Here is a 20,135-nt window from a genome sequence, read left to right as displayed (position 1 = left end):
TTTCAGGAACGCCGGGGACGGGCCACGCCGTTTCCGTTTTCCTGGTATCCTTTTGAATGGTTTTTGAAAAAGAATGGTACCAGCAGCACCAATAAAAAAGCGGCAACAACCAGGATGCCCAGGGTGATCAATGCTTTGCGCAGATGAGCGGGGTCAACCGGGTTGATACCCCAAACGCTTAGGGTTAAATAGGCTGTAATGCATAATATAAAAGCTGTTGCAAGAATACCGGTAATGTACTTCATAATGCTTTATTGAGCGGATACAATAAATTAAAGCTGCCCCAGCAACTCTTTTTTCTTTTCTTCAAACTCTGCAGGGGTAATGATTTTTTCGTCGAGAAGCAATTTTAGTTTTCGCAGTTTTTCCACGGCCCCGCTATTGCTTTTATTAAGCAGATCGTCGGTCTGCTGATTGAATTTTTTACCAAGTTCCATGCCGGCGCCAAACTGTACACCGGCCCCGGCCAACCCACCTTCATTGCGTGCGGCGTCGCGTAGTGCGCGCAGTTTCTCCAGGTCAGTATAATCCAGCCCTGCCTGTCCGGCCGCCTTTACATCAGTCGTAATATCTGCTACCCGGCCGATCCGCTCCTGCGTTTTTTCGTCAAACTGTGTACCGGTGATGCGGAAATCGGTCAGTTGTAATCCAAGCTCTGTAAAGGATTCATTCAGGATGCGCAGCAGCTGTTGTGCGATATAATGGAGCTGGGCGTCTATTTCCTGGTAAGCGTATCGTTGTTCGGAAAGGGCCGTAGCAATCAGTTGTGGAATACGGTCGGCTATTACCGCGCGCATTTCATCTGTGGTATAGGTTTCTCTGCTTCCGATAATTTCTGTATAAAAAAACTTCGGATTGGCAATGACGTAGGAAAAATTGCCATTGGCACCCATTTCAATGGGAATATTGTACACAGCGTCTATATACTTAACCGGCATTGCGGTGCCCCAGGCCTGGTTTACCACCTGGGCCTTCCGGTAAAAGTAAATGTACAGTTTGTGTTCGCTTTCAAAATTCTGGCGGAGGTTTAACAGCGTGGTAATAAAGGGATGATTATCTGTTTTCAGATTGTAGATCCCTTCGGTGTCGATAACGTTGGCGATAGCACCTTCATATACCAGGATACAGCCCTGGCCGGGGGCCACAATCAGCTTGCTGGCATTTTTGATTTCATTTTGTTTGGACGGGAACCGGTACCAGAGTAATTGCGGAGACTGGTTTTCCCACTGTATCACTTTTGAAAGTTGATTGTTAAAGAGGTTAAAAAGACTCATATGGTTATTTTTTTTGCCATCAATACGGGATACGGATCACGGATGTTGCCGGTGCGCCAGCAAAGTTTAAATGGATTTGATGCGATTTTCTTAGTGTTCATGTTGTTTAGGTTTATCGATAACCGTTCCTGTTAATCACGGTAACTCATTTCCGATACCTGTTTGCCATCCGCGCCGTATAGCACGGCTTTGCTGCCTAGCTTAATAAAGTAGCCATCCTTAAGAATCAGTGCATTGTCCTGGGCATAGGATTCGGTGGTTTGTACCGTCCAAAGGATCTTGCCGCTTTGAGCGTCCAATGCCTGCAGGGATTGTTTTTCGTCCTCGGCAGGTGTGGCTTTGAAGCTGATGAGTACGGCCTTGGCATTATAGCCCAGTACCTGCGGGCTAAAGTACAGGCGCCCGGGAGAGAAGTCCTGGAAATCCAGTACACGGGCCCATTTTTTCCAGCTACTGCCGATAAATACTTTTTTATAGGGAATGTCGCCTACATAAATACCCGATCCTACCTGGTAATCTTTTTGCCAGCCAAAGAGGGCCCGGTCTATGGGGTAGCCCGGAGTCATCTGCTGACGGTATTTTACCAGTTGTATTTTTTCTTCCTTAAAATCGGAATTCTGGGAAGAAAAAGCAAACCGGGTAATAACCGGCGAATTGGGCGGCATTAAATTATCGGCCCGTTCTGCTTTTATATGTTCATCATAGCCTTCATAGGTTTTGGAGATAATAGGGTAATAGTACAGCTCCTTTCCGGCATTGCTCATTACCTTGAAAAAATCATCTTCCATGTCATATCCATACTCTATTTTGGCGAACCCCGGCTGCAGATCCGGCAGGTCTTTATAGGTGTCGGGTTGCACTTCGGCCGCTGTGAGCAGCTGCCGGTCGATAGTAAACAGTTTTTTGCTGTTAATAATAAAGTATAAGGTACCGTTGCTGAAATACTTAAACTTCCCATCGAAGCGATCAACTTTTAACGGCAACTCCGTAAGCTTGATTTCTTTTTTGGTCAGCGCATCATAAAACCCGATGTACAAGGGATGTTCTTTTTCCCTATAGTTCCGTTCCCTCAGGCCGGCAATTACATAAACCGGTTTTCCATCCGGTTTTTCAAGATAGAATACCTCGGCATCGGCCCACTGCTGCTTTGAGCCGGAAGCGGTTTGTGCAGTAAAACCGCTCTTTTGCCGGCTGCACATCCGGGATAATGTCATCAGCAAGACCAGTCCCGTAAGGGCAATGATAATGGTGAGTGCGGTTCTTTTTACCCATTCGGGGTTGATAGCCGGTTGGGGATTGGTATTCCGGTAATGATGATTGATGTTGATATCATCATCGTCCAGAAAGAATTCAGTGCCACAGCTGTTGCACCGGTAAAAATCGGGTTTTAGTTCGGTTGCTTTTACACTGCCGCATTGGGGGCATTTGATTGCTTTTATTTGTTTAGCCATAGATCGATTCCGGAAGCACAACGTGCAGGAAACAAATATCGTAAAATATGAAGAATAAACTCAAAGAGCGGCAGCCAAACAACCGGTACTTAACAAAGATCAAGTATCGGGGCTGCAACTGGGCTGATTTTTGATGGAGGTTTTATAAAAACCGGGTGTAACCGGCTGTTTGAAATAAAAAAGGACCGATTTGGGATTTCCAGAAAAATATTTTAATATCCCGGATATATAGTACCTTTGCACGCACAAATCGAAAACCGGTGCCGTAAGACCGGGGATCGAAAGGATAAAACATACTGGTTCCCAGTTTGTTCAAAACTTCTCCCCCGGCTTCGCCTGTTTTTGGGTATTGATATTTAAAACCGTTAAACAGTAGAATGAAGCTTTCACAATTTCAATTTGACCTACCTCTTAACCTTATTGCGCAACATCCCACCAAGAAAAGAGAAGATGCCCGTATGATGGTGGTGCACCGCCAAACCGGACAAATGGAGAACAAAAATTTCCGCGATATCCTGGATTATTTTGATGACAAGGATGTTTTTGTAGTAAACAATACCAAGGTGTTTCCGGCCCGCATGTATGGTCGGAAGGAAAAAACCGGCGCCAAAATTGAAGTATTCCTTTTAAGAGAACTAAATAAACAGAACCGTCTATGGGATGTGATCGTGGATCCGGCCCGAAAGATCCGGGTAGGAAATAAACTGTATTTTGGAGAGAATGAGGAGTTGGTTGCTGAGGTGATCGATAATACAACCAGCCGCGGACGTACCATCCGCTTCCTTTGGGAAGGATCCGAAGAGGCATTTAAAGCACAGCTGGAAGCATTGGGCGAAACCCCACTTCCCAAATACATCAAACGGAAGCCTGATGACGAGGATAAGGAGCGCTACCAGACTGTTTATGCCAAGCATGAGGGCGCCGTTGCGGCACCCACTGCAGGGTTACATTTCAGCCGTGAACTGATTAAACGCCTGGAGATCAAAGGCATTCGTTTTGCAGAAGTAACACTCCATACCGGGTTGGGCACTTTCCGCCCAATTGAGGTGGAGGACCTGAGCAAGCATAAAATGGATGCTGAATATTATCATATTGATGAAACGGCCTGTCGTATTGTAAATAAGGCAAAGGAAGGCAACCGCCGCATCTGCTCTATTGGCACTACGACCATGCGGGCAATGGAGTCGTCTTTCACAGCGCAGAAGCTGTTAAAGCCTTCCGAGGGCTGGACGAATATGTTCATTCATCCTCCATATGATTTTAATATTGCTAATGCACTGGTGACCAATTTTCACCTGCCGAAGACAAGCCTGATGATCATGACCAGCGCCTTTGCCGGCTACGAACTGACCATTGAAGCGTACAAAAAAGCAATAAAAGATAAATACCGTTTCTTCAGCTACGGAGATGCGTTGCTGATTATTTAACGCTGTTTTCGGAATTTACCATAATAAAAAAGCAGGTCCAACGACCTGCTTTTTCTATGCTGTAAAGAAATTTTTATTGCTGTGGTATGGGAAGGAACCAGGTTTTGGGGTCCAGGTTTTTATCGTCGAGCATCAGGATAAAGTCCAGTTTGCCATAGCCGGTTTCTTCATCACGCCCTACGGATCCGATGACCTGACCCGCTTTCACTTTTGAACCTTTTACAACCGATGAGCTGGCCAGGTTGCTGTAGGCCGTAACATATCTTCCATGACGGATCACCACATAAAACATACCGCTGAGTTTTGAAACGCTGATTACATCGCCTTCGAAAACAGCTTTAACGGGGGTACTTACCGGCGCGGAAAAGGTGCAGCCGGGATTGTCGCCTACAATATCCGGGCCGGCGCCTTCAATTTTAAACCGGCCAAAGCCCTGAGTAATGGTCCCTTTATCCAGGGGATAAGGGATTTGTCCCCGGTAAAGCCCGAAATCACCGGTTAAAGCGGCATTGCTTGCCGGGTAAGTGGTATGATGCTGGGGCGGCAACACCGGGTATTGCCGCTGAGGAACCGGTTCCGGAGCGGGTTCTTCTGCCGGGGCCTTGGCTACCGGAGGCGTATTCGCTTCCGGATGGTAATAATGATCGCGGAGGGTTGCGATGGATTTTTTAATGCGGCTGATCTCACGGTCGTTATCCTGTACTTCTTCGAGGTTAAAGAAACCGGGCTGACGCGACATGCTAACAACGAAACGTTCCTGGCCTTCAATCTTCCGGTTCAATGTGGTTAGCTGTACCATCGCTTCCCGGGAAACCGTTTTAGTACTATTATAAGTACGTTGTATCTCGTTTACTTCATTCAGGATCTGCGCCCGCTCTTTCCGTAAAGTGGTTTTAACATCATCCTGGGCAAAGCCGGTTCCGCTCAAAAGCACAAAGCCTACCCATAGCCAATTTTTTACTCTAAACATAAAGCACTCAAAATTTTTAGCAGGTTACTTTTTGGTTTTGTAACCCTTTGGTACCGAGAAGGGCGTATTTAACGCCTCGTTAAAGGTATAGGACTTAAAGTCCATTTGAATTTCTATATCTGTTTTATATTTTACATGAATCGTTCTTGCTTTCGGGAACCGGGCATTGGCCGCCTTTTCATAGCCGCCGTAAGTCAGTTCAGCAGAGCGGTTTCTTTCCGCATCCACATCCTCCAATTTACTTACTGCCGGCAGGTAGTCGGGCAGCAGGGCGCTGAGCAGGTTCCTGAAAAACCGTGTGCGACTGGTTACCTGGAGCGTATCATCCTGCTTGGTATAACTGCTGTTGGTTTTGTCGATAAAGACCGGATTCCCAACCAGAAGATCCTGTAGCGTACCCAAATCAAGCGGTAGTCCCAGTTGCTCCTGTAGATAAACGTAGCTGGAGGAAATATATTGTTTATTCAACTTATTAATTATACGAACGGAATCCTGGGTAATTACACCCCGGGCTACTTCAATACCCAGGGGCCCGATCACCGATGCCCAGATCAGGCTGTCTTTATGGATCTGGAGTTTTATATCGAAGTTTTTCGTATCGCCTTTTGCTTTATAGGTAACGCCTGCCCTTCCGGAGAAGGTGGAATAATCAATATGATTGAGCTTTTCAAGCACAACAGAAATGGTTTCCATTGCTGCGGAGTCTTTTTTTAAGCCGGAATCCTCGGTTGATGCGGTTTCTACTTTTACAGAAGAATCGGTAACAACGGGCGGAGGTGTTCGCTGCGCCCTCTTTGCGGAATTGCAGGAGGCAAGGATCAGGACTGCTGCAGCAAATGTGGTAAAATACTTCATGTGTTACGGTTTCTTATGCGTTTGAAAAGAAAAAACTGCCCGGCAACTATTTATTAAAATAGCCGACTGGCAGAGATACATTTGAAAAGAGATACGTTATTGTTTGCCGGTATGGCCAAATCCTCCCGCTGCTCGCACGGTCTCGCTCAGCGATGCAGCTTCTATCCACTCCGCTTGCTCTACTTTTTGTACTACGAGCTGCGCAACGCGGTCGCCATGCTGAATTACCTGTTCTTCATTGGAAAGGTTGATCAAGATAACTTTTACTTCTCCGCGGTAATCGGCATCGATGGTGCCGGGAGTGTTGAGGCAGGTTAATCCCTGCTTGATGGCCAAACCGCTCCGGGGCCGTACCTGCACTTCGTATCCTTCCGGGATCTCCATAAAAATTCCGGTAGGGATCAATACGCGTTCCAGGGACTTCAGGGTAACAGGGGCTTCCAGATGCGCTCTTACATCCATGCCTGAAGCGCCTGTTGTAGCATAACCCGGCAACGGATTGGATGATTGATTGATGATTTTTATTTCAACTGCCATTGCAACAAAGATAAAGGCTTCGTACGAAAATTATATTACTTTAACATTTATAAAGAGGGCGCGCCAGACAGGATGACAAGCCGAAGTCCTGCGTTAAACTTTCGCGCAAAAGCTGTTGCTGTGTAGCGCCGCTTCCGTGGGGCAAAAAATCCTCACTGTTGCTGTTTTACAGCACATGTTGCCATGCGTAGTCTTTATTTTTTCTGTAACAATACAGTCGCCATGGCCATCAATCCTTCCTGCCGGCCGATTGCCCCCATTTCTTCCGTGGTGGTAGCTTTTATCGAAACGTCTCCATTGGCAATTCCCAGTATGCCGGCAATGGTTTCCTGCATGGCGGGAACAAATTTTTTGATTTTTGGTTCCTGCAGGCAAAGGGTACTGTCTATATTCACCACCACATATCCTTTTTCTGTAATGAGCTCAACCGTTTCTTTTAAGAGAATCTTGCTATCAATATCCTTATACCGCGGATCATTATTCGGAAAATGTACACCGATGTCCCCGAGGCTTAGTGCACCCAGCAAGGCATCGCAGATGGAATGCAGAAGCACGTCGGCGTCGCTGTGGCCCAGGGCTCCCTGGTGGTGGGGGATTTTGACACCGCCGATCCAGAGATCGCGCCCTTCCGCAAACTGATGAAAATCGATACCGGATCCGATTCTATAACTCATATACTTTGTTGTTAATGCGGTTAAGATAGCTAAAATATAATGATAATCCAGCCGGGACTTAAAATTCCGGCGGGGTTTAAAATATAAAACCTCAACAAGGCCTATTTTTGTTTGATGAATACGGAAGCTTTATACCAGGTATATCTGAACCATCCCGATGTTCAAACGGATACGCGCAAGATCCGGGAAGGTGAACTGTTTTTTGCATTGAAGGGGCCGAACTTTAACGGGAACCAGTTTGCACAACAGGCGGTCGACGCCGGTGCCGCAAACGTAATCATCGATGAGGCTGCTTTCGAGATCCCGGGTAAAACGATCCTGGTGCCGGATGTATTGCAGGCCTTGCAGCAACTGGCGGCCTATCACCGGGCGCAATGCTCATTTCCGGTAATTGCCATCACCGGCAGCAATGGCAAAACCACTACAAAAGAACTCATCCACGCGGTGCTGAGCACCACTTATAAAACCTATACCACAGCCGGCAATTTCAACAATCATATCGGGGTGCCGCTTACCCTGCTGAAAATAAAAGGCGATGCACAACTGGCTGTAATCGAAATGGGGGCGAACCATCTTGGAGAAATCAAGGGATACTGTGCGGTAGCCCGGCCCACACACGGCCTGATCACCAATGCGGGCAAGGCGCACCTGGAAGGCTTCGGTAGCATCGAAGGTGTGAAGAAAGGAAAGGGAGAACTATATGATTTTTTAAGAGAACGCAGGGATGGAACGGCATTTGTCATGTGGGATTATGATTATCTGCGGAATATGAGTGAAGGCATCGCGCATATTGTGCGTTATGGTACTACAGCGGCGGATGTGACCGGAACCGCCACCGGACAAAGCGGTTTTCTTACCGTTAAACTGGAGCAGCCTTTTACCGCTCTGATCAGTACCCGGCTCGTGGGCGATTACAACCTGCCCAATGTACTGGCTGCGGTTGCTGTGGGCTGGCATTTTAATGTGGCACCGGAACAAATAATTGCCGCTATTGAGGGGTATACACCATCTAATAGCCGCAGTCAACTGATGGAAAAGGGCTCCAACCAGATCATCCTGGATGCTTACAATGCAAACCCCAGCAGTATGAAGCTGGCCATCGAAAACCTGGCAAAGATGGAGGGCAAAAGCAAGGTACTGGTGTTGGGTGCGATGGCGGAAATGGGTACGGAAACCGAAGCCGAGCATCAACAGATGATAGAGCTTATCGGACAGCATTCCTGGAGCGATGTGATCCTGGTGGGCAAACCTTTTGAACCCTATAAAGGCCGGTACCGGTATTTTGAAAATTCCAGCCAGGCCGCTGAATGGCTCGGGGCGCATCGGCCGGAAAATGCCCTGCTGCTGGTGAAGGGAAGCCGCAGTTCGCAAATGGAGCGGGTGCTGGAAGCACTTTGATGTTCTATGTTCAAGGTTTCAGGTTTAACGTGGATCCTGTTTTACACTTGATGTTAAACTCAGCTCTCAATTCTCAAAGCTGAAAACTGATAATCGTACCTTTGTGTTTTAAACAGGTAAATTATGGAGCCTGAAAAAAGCAGCAGGGGGTATCTGGCAACGGTGCTGGGCTGTTATTGTCCGCGTTGTCGTGAAGGAAAATTATTTGAGAAATCGTTTGCCCTCCGGCTAAAAGACGTATTGAAAATGAATCCGCATTGCCCAGTTTGTGGGCAGCCTACCGAAATAGAAGTGGGATTTTACTATGGAACCGGTTATGTGAGTTATTTCCTGGCCGTATTTCTTACGGTGATCAGCGCTTTACTCTGGTGGCTGATCATTGGTTTCTCGACAGAAGACAACCGGTTTATTTACTGGCTGATCTTTAATTCTGTAGGATTGATCTGTTTGCAACCCTGGCTGATGCGTTTTTCCCGCAGCTTATGGCTTTCCTGGTTTGTAAAATACGATCCGGATTGGCGGCATACCAAACCGGATGATGTTTCGGAGCGGATGAATGAAGAGCAGGGCAATAACTGGTGAGCCGCGCGTTCCGGCGCCCATCGTTTAGCTTTTACTCATCCGTTTTAGTTGCAGCCCTACATGACTTACATTCGCCATTTAAAATTTAAGATTTTAAAAGTATGTTCTCCAATACATCCGAAATCATCGAGATACTGGGCACCATTGCATTTGCGATTTCAGGTACTTTTTCCGCTATGCAGCGAAAGCTGGATGTATTTGGCGTGCTGATCATTGCTTTTGTAACCTCGGTGGGTGGGGGAACAATCCGCGATATGCTGATTGGGGATACGCCTGTAGCCTGGATGCGGGATGTGCAGGTATGCCTGGTGATCCTGGTTACTTCCATTGCTGCCATTATTTTTAAGACCTATATCCGGAAACTGAAGGTTACGCTTTTTTTATTTGATAGTCTCGGACTGGGATTGTTTACCGTAGTGGGTTTGCAGAAGGGGATTAATTTTGAATTGAACCCCGGGATCTGCATCGCCCTGGGAACCATTACCGGCTGCTTTGGCGGCATTATCCGCGACATTCTTTTAAATACGATTCCCCTAATCTTCAGGAGAGAGATTTACGCTACGGTTTGCATTTTTGGGGGTGCCATTTACCTGTTGCTGCTGCATTTTCGGGTAAATACGGATATTAGTAAATTTATCGTTATTGCCATTATTGTCGCCACCCGGATCATTGTGGTACAAAAGCAATTGTCTTTTCCAAGGATGCGGTATTAATTATAAAGAGGCATACGTATAGTATTTTTTATATATTTACTAAAAGTATACAGTATGATAAACCTTTTTCTTGCCGGCAGATGGAAGATAGCCAGGTTCATTATTTTTATCGTGATCTGTTTACCAGCGCTTCAATGCACGAAAGAAACGCAAAAAAGATCAGTGACAGAAGAGCCACAAAAAAACAATCCTAAACAAATTGTAAAGATTGAACAAACGGGGACGCCGCGGGCCCGGCTGGCAAAAAAAGGCATGTGCAGCGCATATACGCTTACGCTCGTAAAAGGAGCAATCGATCTTCGCCTGGTTGATTCTATATGGACAAACCCGTTTACCCAGGAAAAGTACTCGTACGCTTTCGGCGTTGAAAACTTCTGTGATTTTGACGATCGTATCAATGAAGGAGACGAGTTTAATTTTGAGGTGGTCGAAACCGGGAATAAAAACTGTGTCAATTGCGCGGCGGCTTATCCCTATCCTCAAAAACGACTGAACATTAAGGTGCTGGAAGTATTCAGGAAAAGTTGATGCGCTTACCCGATTGATCATAAAAAAGCCCCGCAACAACGGGGCCTTAAAATATCGAAGGAGGTGTGCTCTTAATGTTTCTTGGTATCAGATGCCCATCCGGCTGCCAGGTATTCGCGGTTCAGGCGGGCGATATTGGTGATCTCGATCTCTTTCGGGCAAACGGCTTCACAGGCACCGGTATTGGTACAGGAGCCAAAGCCTTCCTTATCCATCTGCGCAATCATATTCAGCGCGCGATCCTTTTTCTCTGCCTCGCCTTGCGGCAACAATGCCAGGTGCGATACTTTAGCGGAAAGGAACAGTAATGCCGAAGAATTCTTACAGGCGGCTACGCAGGCTCCGCAACCGATACAGGCAGCTGCAGCGAACGCCTTATCTGCATTTTCCTTCGGAATAGGAATGGCGTTGCCGTCCTGTGCATTGCCGGTATTTACGGAAATATAACCACCGGCCTGTATGATACGGTCAAACGCGCTGCGGTCTACGATCAGGTCTTTTACCACGGGAAACGCTTTTGCCCTCCAGGGTTCCACCACAATGGTATCGCCATCTTTAAAAGCGCGCATATGCAGCTGACAGGTAGTGGTACCATGCCAGGGACCATGCGGTCGGCCGTTGATGTACATAGAGCACATGCCACAAATACCTTCGCGACAGTCATGATCAAAGGCAATGGGTTCTTTTCCTTCACGGATCAGTTGCTCGTTCAATACATCAAACATCTCCAGGAAGGACATTTCCGATGAGATATTAGATACTTTGTAGGTCTCAAACTTCCCGCCGGATTCGGCGTTTTTTTGTTTCCAAACCTTTAGGGTCAAATTCATTGAATAATGCTCCATAATTATACGATAATGTGCAAATGTGACAAGTGTGGAAATATGAAAATAGGATCACACTCCTGTCAAAACCATTCTTAATTTAAAAATATGCTTGAAAAAGATGATTTAACCCAATGTGAATCCTCCTTTCAAACTGCCTTTACTTGATATAATAATTTTTGATATAATCCGTATCAGTTCTTCCGCCATTTCTTTTAAAGAACTGCTAACAGGATAACGTTCACTCCGATCGCAAATCAACAACCAGTACAATGTTTCATTTGCCTCCTTTACAGCTATTTTCATTTTATGAACAAAGCCGGACTTGCTCTTCGCATGTTGTGCCTCAAAAATATTTGCGCCAACGGATGTACCGCAACACAATAGTTGTTTTGCCACAACATATTTTTTCGTTTCTTCTAGTTCCTCCGAAACTGTACTACTTCTACTCCAAAGATCAAAGATTTTTCTACAATGATGTTTTTCGTCTCCCATAATGTGAAATTTTATAGGTGAACCATACATCAAATGTACTCATTCCACCTAATTTTCACATTCCCACATTTTCAAATTACTTATAGTTCCGTTGTGTAGGTTTGATCACCTCGTAGTTCAACGGTTCCCTTTCCAGTTCCCAGGAATGCTCGCCATTGAGCTTCCACGCAGATACATACATATACTGGTCGTCATGACGCAGCGCTTCTCCATCCGGAGTCTGGCTTTCTTCCCGGAAGTGCCCGCCGCAGCTCTCATTACGCTCCAGCGCGTCCATACACATCAGTTCTCCCAGCTCCAGGAAATCGGCTACCCGGCTGGCTTTATCCAGTTCAGGGTTCATTTCATGAATGCCACCGGGGATGCGTACGTTTTTCCAAAAATCAGCCCGAAGGTCTCTGATTTCCTGGATGGCTTCTTTTAATCCTTGCTCATTCCGGGCCATGCCGCATTTGTCCCACATGATCTTACCCAGGCGCTTGTGAAAGCTTTCCACGGTTTGTGTGCCCTGGATACTCATCAGGCGATTGATCCGCTCGTTTACTTTCGCCTCTGTTTCCACAAAGGCCCGGTCCGTGGTTGGAATGGGCTTTACTGCAATTTCATCTGCGAGGTAATTGCCCAATGTATAGGGGATTACAAAATATCCGTCTGCCAGACCCTGCATCAGTGCAGAAGCACCCAGGCGGTTGGCTCCATGATCACTAAAGTTGGCTTCACCCAGGCAGAACAATCCTTTTACGGAAGTCATCAGTTCGTAATCCACCCAAAGGCCACCCATCGTATAGTGTACAGCAGGATAGATCCGCATTGGCACTTCGTAAGGATTTTCTCCGGTGATCTTTTCATACATGTCAAACAGGTTACCATATTCCTCCTTCACCACTTCCTTACCCAAACGGATCAGTGTTTCTGTATCGGGGTTTTGGATGCCGTGCTTGTTAGCTTCCGCTTTTCCGTATTTATTGATCAGGTTGTATTTAAAATCCAGGTATACCGCCTGTTTGGTGGTTCCTACACCAAAACCGGCATCACAGCGTTCTTTTGCGGCGCGGGAAGCCACATCGCGGGGTACCAGGTTTCCGAAAGCTGGGTACCTTCTCTCCAGGTAATAGTCTCTTTCCTCTTCCGGTATATCGTTGGCCTTGCGGGGGTCATTTTGTTTTTTGGGCACCCAGATCCGGCCGTCGTTCCGCAGGGATTCCGACATCAGGGTCAGCTTGCTCTGGTGGTCGCCGGATACCGGGATACAGGTAGGATGTATCTGCGTAAAGCAGGGGTTGGCAAAATGCGCGCCCTTTTTATGGGCCCGCCAGGCAGCGGTAACATTGCTGCCCATGGCATTGGTGGAAAGATAAAATACGTTTCCATAACCGCCGGATGCCAATATCACGGCATGACCAAAGAAACGCTCCAACTGTCCGTTAACCAGGTTGCGGGCGATGATGCCGCGGGCCTTGCCGTCGATCATCACAATGTCCTGCATTTCATGACGGTTGTACATTTTTACATTACCCAGGGCCACCTGCCGCTCCAGAGCCTGGTAGGCGCCGATCAATAATTGCTGACCGGTTTGTCCGGCCGCATAAAACGTACGTTTTACCTGCACCCCGCCAAAGGAGCGGTTATTCAGTAACCCGCCATATTCACGGGCAAAAGGCACGCCCTGTGCCACGCACTGGTCGATAATGTTTACACTTACTTCCGCCAGCCGGTGTACATTGGCTTCGCGTGCACGGTAGTCGCCTCCTTTAATGGTATCATAAAAAAGACGGAAGACCGAGTCTCCGTCGTTCTGGTAGTTCTTTGCAGCGTTGATTCCACCCTGTGCGGCAATGGAGTGCGCCCGGCGCGGTGAATCCTGGAAACAGAAAGCTTTTACCTGGTATCCCTGTTCGCCCAATGCGGCGGCTGCAGAGGCTCCGGCAAGCCCGGTTCCGATCACGATCACTTCCAGTTTCCGTTTATTGGCCGGGTTTACCAACTTACAATGGCCTTTGTATTCGGTCCATTTATCTTCTAATTTTCCGGTTGGTATTTTTGAATCAAGCATAATTGATTTGAGATTTGAGATTTCTGATTTGAGATTTCAATGATCGGATGCGCACGGAGTTATTGGATCCATCCGAAATAAAAGCTTAATGGCATCAGCATAAATGCCAGGCAGATGATGATCGAATACACAACACCGGTGCCTTTTATAAGGCCGATGTATTTATGATTGGTAAGTCCCAGTGTGCGGAACGAGCTCTGAAATCCGTGTACGAGGTGCCAGAACAGTGCGATGACGCCCAATTCATAAATAATGATAATCCAAGGGTAAGTAGTAAACTGGTGCTTCATTTCACCATACAGATCATGGTATTCCTTAGCGCCGGGGGTGCCTTCCGGTACGATCTGACCGGAAGCAACATCAATATACATCGGCTCCAGGCCGCCAAAACGGCTGGGAACCCAAAAATCGCTGATATGGATCACCAAAAAAATAAGGATCAATGCTCCGAGAATACCCATCGCCCGGCTGTTCCAGGTACTTCCGCGGTTGCCCATTTTTACGGCATAACCGGTACCTCTTTTACTGCGGTTTTGTACTTCCAGTACCAAACCCTGGATAATATGCAACAGGAAGAATAAAAATAGGCCAATTTCCAACACCCGGGGCACAACCATTGAACCCATGAAATGTGCTGCTATGTTGAACATTACTCCACCGTCATTTGCCCAGATACAGGCATTTAAACCGGCATGAATAATGAGAAAAAGAATTAAAAAAATGCCCGACAGCGCCATGGTAATTTTCTTGCCAACAGAAGAAGTGAAAAATTGAGACCAGTTCATATTTTCTTATAGAAGGTGAATAAATTGCTGGCAAAGTTAACGCATCATGGTTAATTTGGTGACAAAAAAATGACAAGCAGGTAGTGAAATCCATGACCCGGGAATCTTTCCGGATACGGGTAAAGAATTTATTTAATAAAACGCTATTTTAGTGCCCTCACCAAATGAAATAATGTATGAGCGACATCAACGTTTATGAAAAATACTTTGAAAACCCATGCTCCGTTCCGGCGGATTTTGTTCCAAATCTTAACTCTTCTACCATCCGGGATAAAGATACCTGGTTCCGGGCCCTGGCGTTGCTGGAGCAACAGGCAGCAGCCGGAGCGCCCAAAGAGGCATTGGATATTCTTTTTGACCTGCTGTTTAAATCGGGCGCCGATCATACGGTAAGCATCTATTTTCCGGATGAGGTATATGCCTGGTTTTTTGAAAAAATGACCGGGGTGCTGACCCGCATAGGCGGGGCCTACCCGGAAGCATTACTGGAAAAAGCAATGGCGCTGGTACTCGCACGCAGCAAATATAAAAATCATTCCGGAGCAGCCGAGGCCTTTCAACAGGCGATCGCAGCCGGTGTAGCGGCGGCGGCTCCTGTATATTATTATTACCAATACGCCGGATTGTTGCCCGGGGCAGACAAAGAGGCCGCATTGGAACAATTAAAAACACTGGCAGCTGCAGGCAATCCCTGGGCCCTGGTGTATGAAGCCTATTACCAGATATGGTACAGCTCCGGTTTTGAACCCGATCCGGCCCTCGAGCAATTAATCAATCACCCGGATAAAAAATTGCAGCGGCATTACTATGATGTAATGCAGGGCTATTATGGCAAAAAGGGCGACCGGGAAAAACAGATCAGCCTTTTAAAAGAATCTGTCAGCAGATTTGATGCGGCTTACTCCCGCTATGTATTGGCCGAAATATCCTGGCCCGATGCGCAAACGGCAGAGGAACAAAAGGCCTTGCTCAAAGAGCTGGAAAAAGCGTATGAAGACGGATCGATGGATGCTGCCACCAGTCTTGGTCTGAAGCTGCTGCCACAAGCGCCCCAGGCTGCGCAGGACTATGAACGGTCAATCTTTTGGTTGAAAAAGAGTTGGGAATATGGCAATGCATATGCAGCTTACCGGCTGGCTTATTTATACCTGTATAACGAATGGGTAACCGATGTGCCGGCGGGACTTCAATTGCTGGAGGAAGCCAAGGCCGCGGGAAGCGTGGATGCAGCCATTGAATGGGCGGAAGTGCATATTGAAGGAAGGCTCACGGAGATCGACAAGAACGTCACTTTCGAAACGTTTGAGGTGCTGCATGCCAAACAGGTTCCTTATGCTACTTACCGGTTGGGTAATTTTTATGAGTATGGCGATACGGATCTGGGCATTACTGCTGATCTTACCCGGGCATTTCAATATTATAAAGAAGCGGCGGAGCAGCACCTGCCCATCGCGCAGTATAACGTGGGCCGGTTTCTTAAATACGGGTTTGATGACAACGCACCGGATGTGGAGGCCGCGATTCCTTATTTCACAAAAGCGGCGGAGGCCAACAATGCCCAGGCCAGTACGGAGCTGGGGTTGATTGCAGAAGTAGCCGAACAACCGGACTACGCCCAGGCGTTTGCGCATTTTAATAAAGCTGCGGAACTGGGATATCCTTATGCCAACTACATAAAAGGGCTGTACCTGGAATATGATTATCATCAGTCGGGGAAAACGGATCCTGCAGCAGCGGTGGAGTGTTATACCTATGCCGCCGGTTATAACGAAATGAACGCGGCCTATGAACTGGGACGTTGTTATAAGTTTGGAACCGGAATCGCACAGGACCCGGATAAAGCAATTGAATACCTGAAAAAGGCGGCGGAGGTCAGCAATCCCAAAGCACTTACAGAACTGGCCCTGAGTTATGAACGTGCGGAAGGTGTGGTTGAAGACCGGGAGAAAGCATTGGAATATATGGAACGGGCCGCTGCCCTTAACTATACCTATGCACAGTATGCAACCGGCCGGTATTACCTGCATGGTTATGTACAGGCAGACAGTACAAAGGGCCTGGAATGGCTGGAAAAAGCAGCAGCCAGCGAATATCCCTATGCATTGCTGGAGTTGGGGGATTATTATATGTTTGACTACGATCGCGTAGAGCAATATGAAAAGGCGCTGGACTATTACCGGCGGGCAAAAGACCAGCAGGTGTACTCCGATGGCCTGGGGTTATGTTACGAATATGGCATTGGTACAGAGGTTGCACCCGTAGCAGCTTTTAATGCATATACTTTGGCTGCCGAATATGGAAACAGCAATGCTAAATACCGGCTGGGGCGTTGTTATTATGAAGGATTTGGCACCGATAAAAACCTGGAAGCCGCTTTCCGCTGGTTTGGAGAAAGCGCCCACGAAGGCAATGACCATGCAAAAGTATACCTGGGCCGGCAGTATTTAAAAGGAGAGGGCATACCCCGTCAGCCGGAAAAGGCCGTAGCTTTATTTACAGAGGCTGCGGAAAATGAGTCAGCCAACGCACAGTATGAACTCGCCAACTGCTATCTGATGGGAGCGGGCGTAGATGAAGACGAGCAAAAAGCCCTTTACTGGTTTGAAAGGGCGGCGGAGAACGGCCATGAAGGCGCAAAAAAACTGACAGGAAGAAGAAGAAAATAATATGGAAACATCCAACAACGAATACTATTCTTTCCAGGTAAACCTGCAGGGGATGATCAGCCTTTTATCGGAGCACCTGTACAGCAATCCGAATACATTTATACGGGAGCTGCTGCAAAATGCGGTGGACGCTATAGCTGCGTTGCGCCAACTGGACGAGGGGCTTGAGGGAACGATACGAATTGAGTTGCCGGCGCCTGCTGAAGGTCAACCCGCTTTTAGCTTCCAGGATAATGGCATCGGGTTGAAGGAAGATGAAATACACCAGTTCCTTTCCGTAATTGGTGAAAGTTCCAAACGGAAAAATGCGGAAGACGCCCGGCTGTTCATCGGCAAGTTCGGGATCGGTTTGCTGTCCTGCTTTGTGGTCAGCGAAGCGATCACCATCGAAACCCGGTCGGCTTTTGATACGAATGGATTCCGATGGTCGGCCTTTAATGACGGACGTTACCAGATTGACCCGGTAGAAGCCCTGCCCATTGGCACTAGGGTATATCTTACCCCTAAAAAGAACTATGCGCATTTATTCCGGCCGGAGAACTTTATTCCGCAGATACGGTTTTACGGAGATGCGCTTCCTGAAAAGATTACGGTGGTGGCCAACGGTGAAGAAAAGCTGATTAACCCCGAACCTCCTGTATGGCTAAACCCGGATGCGAATCGCCATGCGTTGCTACAGGCGGGTAAGGAAGTCTTTCAACTTGCATTCCTCGACGCGGTACCTTTTCAAACAGAGTCGGGGAAGTGTACCGGCGTATTATACCTGTTGCCATATAAAGCCCAGTTTTCGGTGAAGCAGCACCATCGTATTTACCTGAAACGGATGTTTCTTGGAGAAGCGGATAACGGGTTGCTGCCTTCCTGGGCTTTTTTTGTAAAGATGATCGTGAACAGCAATGCGCTCAGTGCTACGGCTTCAAGGGAATCGCTGATGCAGAACGACCAGTTGCGGAATACACGCAAAGAGATCGGTGATACCCTTAAATCCTATCTCAAAAACATCCACAATATAGATCCGCAGGTGTACCAGAAGATCATGCAAACGCATTTTCTTCACCTGAAAGCCATGGCAGCAGAAGACGATGAGTTTCTCCGGTTGATCCTGGATGATCTTCCGTTTGAAACCAATAAAGGATTGCGGACTTTTAAGAACATCCGCGAACAATACCCGGTCATTTATTACTGCGCCGATTACGAAGAATTTAAACAGGTACAGCGCATTGCTGAATTCCAGGGCGTGCTTGTATTGAATGTAGCGTATACATTTGAAGAGGAATTGCTGAAAAAAATAAAGGGCATCCATAGGGAACTGAACATCCGGGAAATGTCATCGGCAAAATTGCTCGATACGTTTGTGAACATCAGCACGGAAGAAGCGGAGCGTTACCGTCCATTTATGAAAAAGATGATGGCGTTTGCACGGGCGTTGCACTGTACGGTAAGCCTGAAATATTTTGAGCCCCGGGATACCCCCGCGATTTTTACAAGGGCGGATGAGGATTTTGCAGAGGCAACGATAAAAAAACTAAAGGCCAGTGACAACCCCTTTGCCAATGCCCTCGGCAGCTTACAGCAGCAGCCCGAACTGTTGAACCAATTTTGCCTGAACATGAACAATGAACTGGTGCAGCATATGCTTACGCTGGATGAGGACTACATGTTGCAGGCCATTACAGAAGTGCTGTATGTGCAAGCATTACTCATGGGAAAGTACCCGGTAAATGAAAAACAGATGAATCTTTTCAACAGCGCGCTGCATTCGCTGCTGGTAATGGGCATGAAAAATTTTATTCAGATTTAAAACATTCTATATGTTGTATACCTTAAAAATTCAGAAATTATTGAATCAGGGCGAAGCGCTTTCTTTGCCCGAAGAGAAAATAAAGCTGCTGTTACAGGCGATAAAAATTGCCGATGAGAACGAGGATCTTGAATGGGGATATGATCTGCGGCTGATGCTGATAGAAACGGAGCGGGATGTAGCGTTTGCCAGGGAATCCATTCCGGCTTTTGCATGGGTCCTGAAAGTTTGTGATGAACATCCCGACCTGTTTTCGGAAACAGATTTTTTATGGCAATATAAATGGATGATGGCCGATCTGTATGATAATCCGCATGTATCGAAGGAGCAGGTACATGCAGCGCTGGAAGATTTTAAACTACGGCTGCAACGGAACGGTTATGGTTTGCGGGCCTATTATAATGAGTTGTACAGCGATGCGCTGGTACAAAAAGATACGGCGCTGATAAAGGAATATGGTGAAAAACTGAAAGCAGTGACCCGCGATTCAATGAGTGATTGTGAAGCCTGTGAAATGGATGCGGAGGTGAGCGCCACATTTGAACTACAGGGATTTGAACAGGGGCATGAGCAGGCGCTGCCCCTGCTGGAAAAGCAATACACTTGTGTACATGTGCCCATGCGTACCCTGGCAAACCTGAGTTATGAGGCATTTAAAAATAACCAGCCCGAGCTGGCACAGGAATTTTGTGAAAAAGCCGAAGTGGAGCTGGAAGCCTTAACGCACGATGCTTCCGCTTTGTTGTCGGAAATAAAATTGCTGGTATTTAAGACGTCCGCAAATCCGGTTACTGCCAAAGAACGCCTGGAGCAATTAATACCCAGGGTAACGGGCAACCTGAGCCGCAAAATGTTCCAGATGGCCCTGTATCTTATAGAAGCCCTGCGGCAGTTTCCGGAATCAACCCTGTTTCACCTGCTGCTTAAAGAAGATCATCCCTTGCTGCGGGCGGAAAAAACGGATTATACCCGTGATGAACTGCTGGCTCACTTCGAACAGGTAGCCCGGGATATTGCGGTATTGTTTGATAAACGTAACGGGAACCATAATTTCATGAGACAGCTGGAGGCGATCGTTTGAAACAATGGTTCCTACATATCT

Annotated in this window: 19 protein-coding genes; 8 read left to right on the top strand and 11 right to left on the bottom strand. The window is 47.2% G+C overall.

Going from position 1 to position 20,135, the window contains the following annotated elements:
- Positions 1-2: 2 nt before the first annotated feature.
- From LL912_RS13580 to LL912_RS13570, 3 genes are all read right to left on the bottom strand, one after another.
- Complete coding sequence (locus LL912_RS13580) at positions 3-245, bottom strand: hypothetical protein (RefSeq protein WP_235554118.1); 243 nt, start codon at positions 243-245, stop codon at positions 3-5.
- A 27-nt stretch (positions 246-272) separates the two neighbouring features.
- On the bottom strand, positions 273-1,274 hold the full coding sequence (locus LL912_RS13575) for an SPFH domain-containing protein (protein ID WP_235554117.1): 1,002 nt from the start codon (positions 1,272-1,274) through the stop codon (positions 273-275).
- A 131-nt stretch (positions 1,275-1,405) separates the two neighbouring features.
- Positions 1,406-2,725 (bottom strand): hypothetical protein, encoded by a 1,320-nt coding sequence (locus LL912_RS13570; RefSeq protein ID WP_235554116.1) that lies wholly within the window; start codon positions 2,723-2,725, stop codon positions 1,406-1,408.
- 377 nt (positions 2,726-3,102) lie between these two features.
- Between LL912_RS13570 and queA the strand changes: the two genes are divergently transcribed.
- The gene (gene queA, locus LL912_RS13565; protein WP_235554115.1) at positions 3,103-4,152 is read left to right on the top strand and encodes a tRNA preQ1(34) S-adenosylmethionine ribosyltransferase-isomerase QueA; all 1,050 of its coding nucleotides are present in this window, start codon (positions 3,103-3,105) and stop codon (positions 4,150-4,152) included.
- A 73-nt stretch (positions 4,153-4,225) separates the two neighbouring features.
- Here queA and LL912_RS13560 read toward each other — a convergent pair whose 3' ends face one another.
- From LL912_RS13560 to ispF, 4 genes are all read right to left on the bottom strand, one after another.
- The gene (locus tag LL912_RS13560) at positions 4,226-5,122 is read right to left on the bottom strand and encodes a murein hydrolase activator EnvC family protein (RefSeq protein WP_235554114.1); all 897 of its coding nucleotides are present in this window, start codon (positions 5,120-5,122) and stop codon (positions 4,226-4,228) included.
- A 24-nt stretch (positions 5,123-5,146) separates the two neighbouring features.
- Entirely contained in the window at positions 5,147-5,977 is an 831-nt protein-coding gene (locus LL912_RS13555; RefSeq protein ID WP_235554113.1) for a DUF4292 domain-containing protein, read from the bottom strand.
- A 96-nt stretch (positions 5,978-6,073) separates the two neighbouring features.
- Complete coding sequence (gene dut, locus LL912_RS13550) at positions 6,074-6,514, bottom strand: dUTP diphosphatase (protein WP_235554112.1); 441 nt, start codon at positions 6,512-6,514, stop codon at positions 6,074-6,076.
- A 194-nt stretch (positions 6,515-6,708) separates the two neighbouring features.
- Positions 6,709-7,188 carry a 2-C-methyl-D-erythritol 2,4-cyclodiphosphate synthase gene (gene ispF / locus LL912_RS13545; RefSeq protein WP_235554111.1) on the bottom strand — a complete coding sequence of 160 codons (480 nt, stop codon included), beginning with the start codon at positions 7,186-7,188 and terminating at the stop codon, positions 6,709-6,711.
- A 114-nt stretch (positions 7,189-7,302) separates the two neighbouring features.
- On the opposite strand from ispF, the gene LL912_RS13540 reads away from it, so the two are divergent.
- From LL912_RS13540 to LL912_RS13525, 4 genes are all read left to right on the top strand, one after another.
- A complete protein-coding gene (locus LL912_RS13540; protein ID WP_235554110.1) occupies positions 7,303-8,586 on the top strand; it encodes a UDP-N-acetylmuramoyl-tripeptide--D-alanyl-D-alanine ligase in 1,284 nt (427 codons plus the stop codon).
- A 123-nt stretch (positions 8,587-8,709) separates the two neighbouring features.
- Positions 8,710-9,168: a DUF983 domain-containing protein gene (locus LL912_RS13535; protein ID WP_235554109.1), complete on the top strand. Its 459-nt coding sequence runs from the start codon at positions 8,710-8,712 to the stop codon at positions 9,166-9,168.
- Positions 9,169-9,269: 101 nt separating this feature from the next.
- Positions 9,270-9,881, top strand: coding sequence for a trimeric intracellular cation channel family protein (locus LL912_RS13530; protein WP_235554108.1), 612 nt, complete (start codon positions 9,270-9,272; stop codon positions 9,879-9,881).
- A gap of 54 nt (positions 9,882-9,935) precedes the next feature.
- A complete protein-coding gene (locus LL912_RS13525; protein ID WP_235554107.1) occupies positions 9,936-10,409 on the top strand; it encodes a hypothetical protein in 474 nt (157 codons plus the stop codon).
- Positions 10,410-10,480: 71 nt separating this feature from the next.
- On the opposite strand, the gene LL912_RS13520 is transcribed toward LL912_RS13525, so the two are convergent.
- The 4 genes from LL912_RS13520 to LL912_RS13505 all read right to left on the bottom strand — a co-directional run bounded on the left by LL912_RS13520 (position 10,481) and on the right by LL912_RS13505 (position 14,566).
- Positions 10,481-11,239: a succinate dehydrogenase/fumarate reductase iron-sulfur subunit gene (locus LL912_RS13520; protein WP_235554106.1), complete on the bottom strand. Its 759-nt coding sequence runs from the start codon at positions 11,237-11,239 to the stop codon at positions 10,481-10,483.
- A gap of 120 nt (positions 11,240-11,359) precedes the next feature.
- Complete coding sequence (locus LL912_RS13515; protein ID WP_235554105.1) at positions 11,360-11,728, bottom strand: four helix bundle protein; 369 nt, start codon at positions 11,726-11,728, stop codon at positions 11,360-11,362.
- Between the two features lie 76 nt (positions 11,729-11,804).
- Entirely contained in the window at positions 11,805-13,781 is a 1,977-nt protein-coding gene (locus LL912_RS13510; protein WP_235554104.1) for a fumarate reductase/succinate dehydrogenase flavoprotein subunit, read from the bottom strand.
- 59 nt (positions 13,782-13,840) lie between these two features.
- On the bottom strand, positions 13,841-14,566 hold the full coding sequence (locus LL912_RS13505; RefSeq protein WP_235554103.1) for a succinate dehydrogenase cytochrome b subunit: 726 nt from the start codon (positions 14,564-14,566) through the stop codon (positions 13,841-13,843).
- A 176-nt stretch (positions 14,567-14,742) separates the two neighbouring features.
- On the opposite strand from LL912_RS13505, the gene LL912_RS26335 reads away from it, so the two are divergent.
- From LL912_RS26335 to LL912_RS13490, 3 genes are read left to right on the top strand one after another with little or no spacing between them, the layout of a single operon-like run.
- Positions 14,743-17,232, top strand: coding sequence for a tetratricopeptide repeat protein (locus LL912_RS26335; protein WP_235554102.1), 2,490 nt, complete (start codon positions 14,743-14,745; stop codon positions 17,230-17,232).
- Position 17,233: 1 nt separating this feature from the next.
- Complete coding sequence (locus tag LL912_RS13495) at positions 17,234-19,033, top strand: HSP90 family protein (RefSeq protein WP_235554101.1); 1,800 nt, start codon at positions 17,234-17,236, stop codon at positions 19,031-19,033.
- Between the two features lie 10 nt (positions 19,034-19,043).
- Entirely contained in the window at positions 19,044-20,114 is a 1,071-nt protein-coding gene (locus tag LL912_RS13490) for a hypothetical protein (protein WP_235554100.1), read from the top strand.
- Positions 20,115-20,135 lie beyond the last annotated feature (21 nt).

It is taken from the genome of Niabella agricola (assembly GCF_021538615.1).
Taxonomy (GTDB): Bacteria; Bacteroidota; Bacteroidia; order Chitinophagales; family Chitinophagaceae; genus Niabella; species Niabella agricola.
The sequence above is the reverse complement of the archived record's forward strand: the minus strand, read 5'-3'. Positions and strand labels throughout refer to the sequence as shown.

Coding starts and splice junctions, on each gene's coding strand:
- LL912_RS13580 (WP_235554118.1), bottom strand. CDS start 245: ATGAAGTACATTACCGGTATTCTTGCAACAGCTTTTATATTATGCATT.
- LL912_RS13575 (WP_235554117.1), bottom strand. CDS start 1,274: ATGAGTCTTTTTAACCTCTTTAACAATCAACTTTCAAAAGTGATACAG.
- LL912_RS13570 (WP_235554116.1), bottom strand. CDS start 2,725: ATGGCTAAACAAATAAAAGCAATCAAATGCCCCCAATGCGGCAGTGTA.
- queA (WP_235554115.1), top strand. CDS start 3,103: ATGAAGCTTTCACAATTTCAATTTGACCTACCTCTTAACCTTATTGCG.
- LL912_RS13560 (WP_235554114.1), bottom strand. CDS start 5,122: ATGTTTAGAGTAAAAAATTGGCTATGGGTAGGCTTTGTGCTTTTGAGC.
- LL912_RS13555 (WP_235554113.1), bottom strand. CDS start 5,977: ATGAAGTATTTTACCACATTTGCTGCAGCAGTCCTGATCCTTGCCTCC.
- dut (WP_235554112.1), bottom strand. CDS start 6,514: ATGGCAGTTGAAATAAAAATCATCAATCAATCATCCAATCCGTTGCCG.
- ispF (WP_235554111.1), bottom strand. CDS start 7,188: ATGAGTTATAGAATCGGATCCGGTATCGATTTTCATCAGTTTGCGGAA.
- LL912_RS13540 (WP_235554110.1), top strand. CDS start 7,303: ATGAATACGGAAGCTTTATACCAGGTATATCTGAACCATCCCGATGTT.
- LL912_RS13535 (WP_235554109.1), top strand. CDS start 8,710: ATGGAGCCTGAAAAAAGCAGCAGGGGGTATCTGGCAACGGTGCTGGGC.
- LL912_RS13530 (WP_235554108.1), top strand. CDS start 9,270: ATGTTCTCCAATACATCCGAAATCATCGAGATACTGGGCACCATTGCA.
- LL912_RS13525 (WP_235554107.1), top strand. CDS start 9,936: ATGATAAACCTTTTTCTTGCCGGCAGATGGAAGATAGCCAGGTTCATT.
- LL912_RS13520 (WP_235554106.1), bottom strand. CDS start 11,239: ATGAATTTGACCCTAAAGGTTTGGAAACAAAAAAACGCCGAATCCGGC.
- LL912_RS13515 (WP_235554105.1), bottom strand. CDS start 11,728: ATGGGAGACGAAAAACATCATTGTAGAAAAATCTTTGATCTTTGGAGT.
- LL912_RS13510 (WP_235554104.1), bottom strand. CDS start 13,781: ATGCTTGATTCAAAAATACCAACCGGAAAATTAGAAGATAAATGGACC.
- LL912_RS13505 (WP_235554103.1), bottom strand. CDS start 14,566: ATGAACTGGTCTCAATTTTTCACTTCTTCTGTTGGCAAGAAAATTACC.
- LL912_RS26335 (WP_235554102.1), top strand. CDS start 14,743: ATGAGCGACATCAACGTTTATGAAAAATACTTTGAAAACCCATGCTCC.
- LL912_RS13495 (WP_235554101.1), top strand. CDS start 17,234: ATGGAAACATCCAACAACGAATACTATTCTTTCCAGGTAAACCTGCAG.
- LL912_RS13490 (WP_235554100.1), top strand. CDS start 19,044: ATGTTGTATACCTTAAAAATTCAGAAATTATTGAATCAGGGCGAAGCG.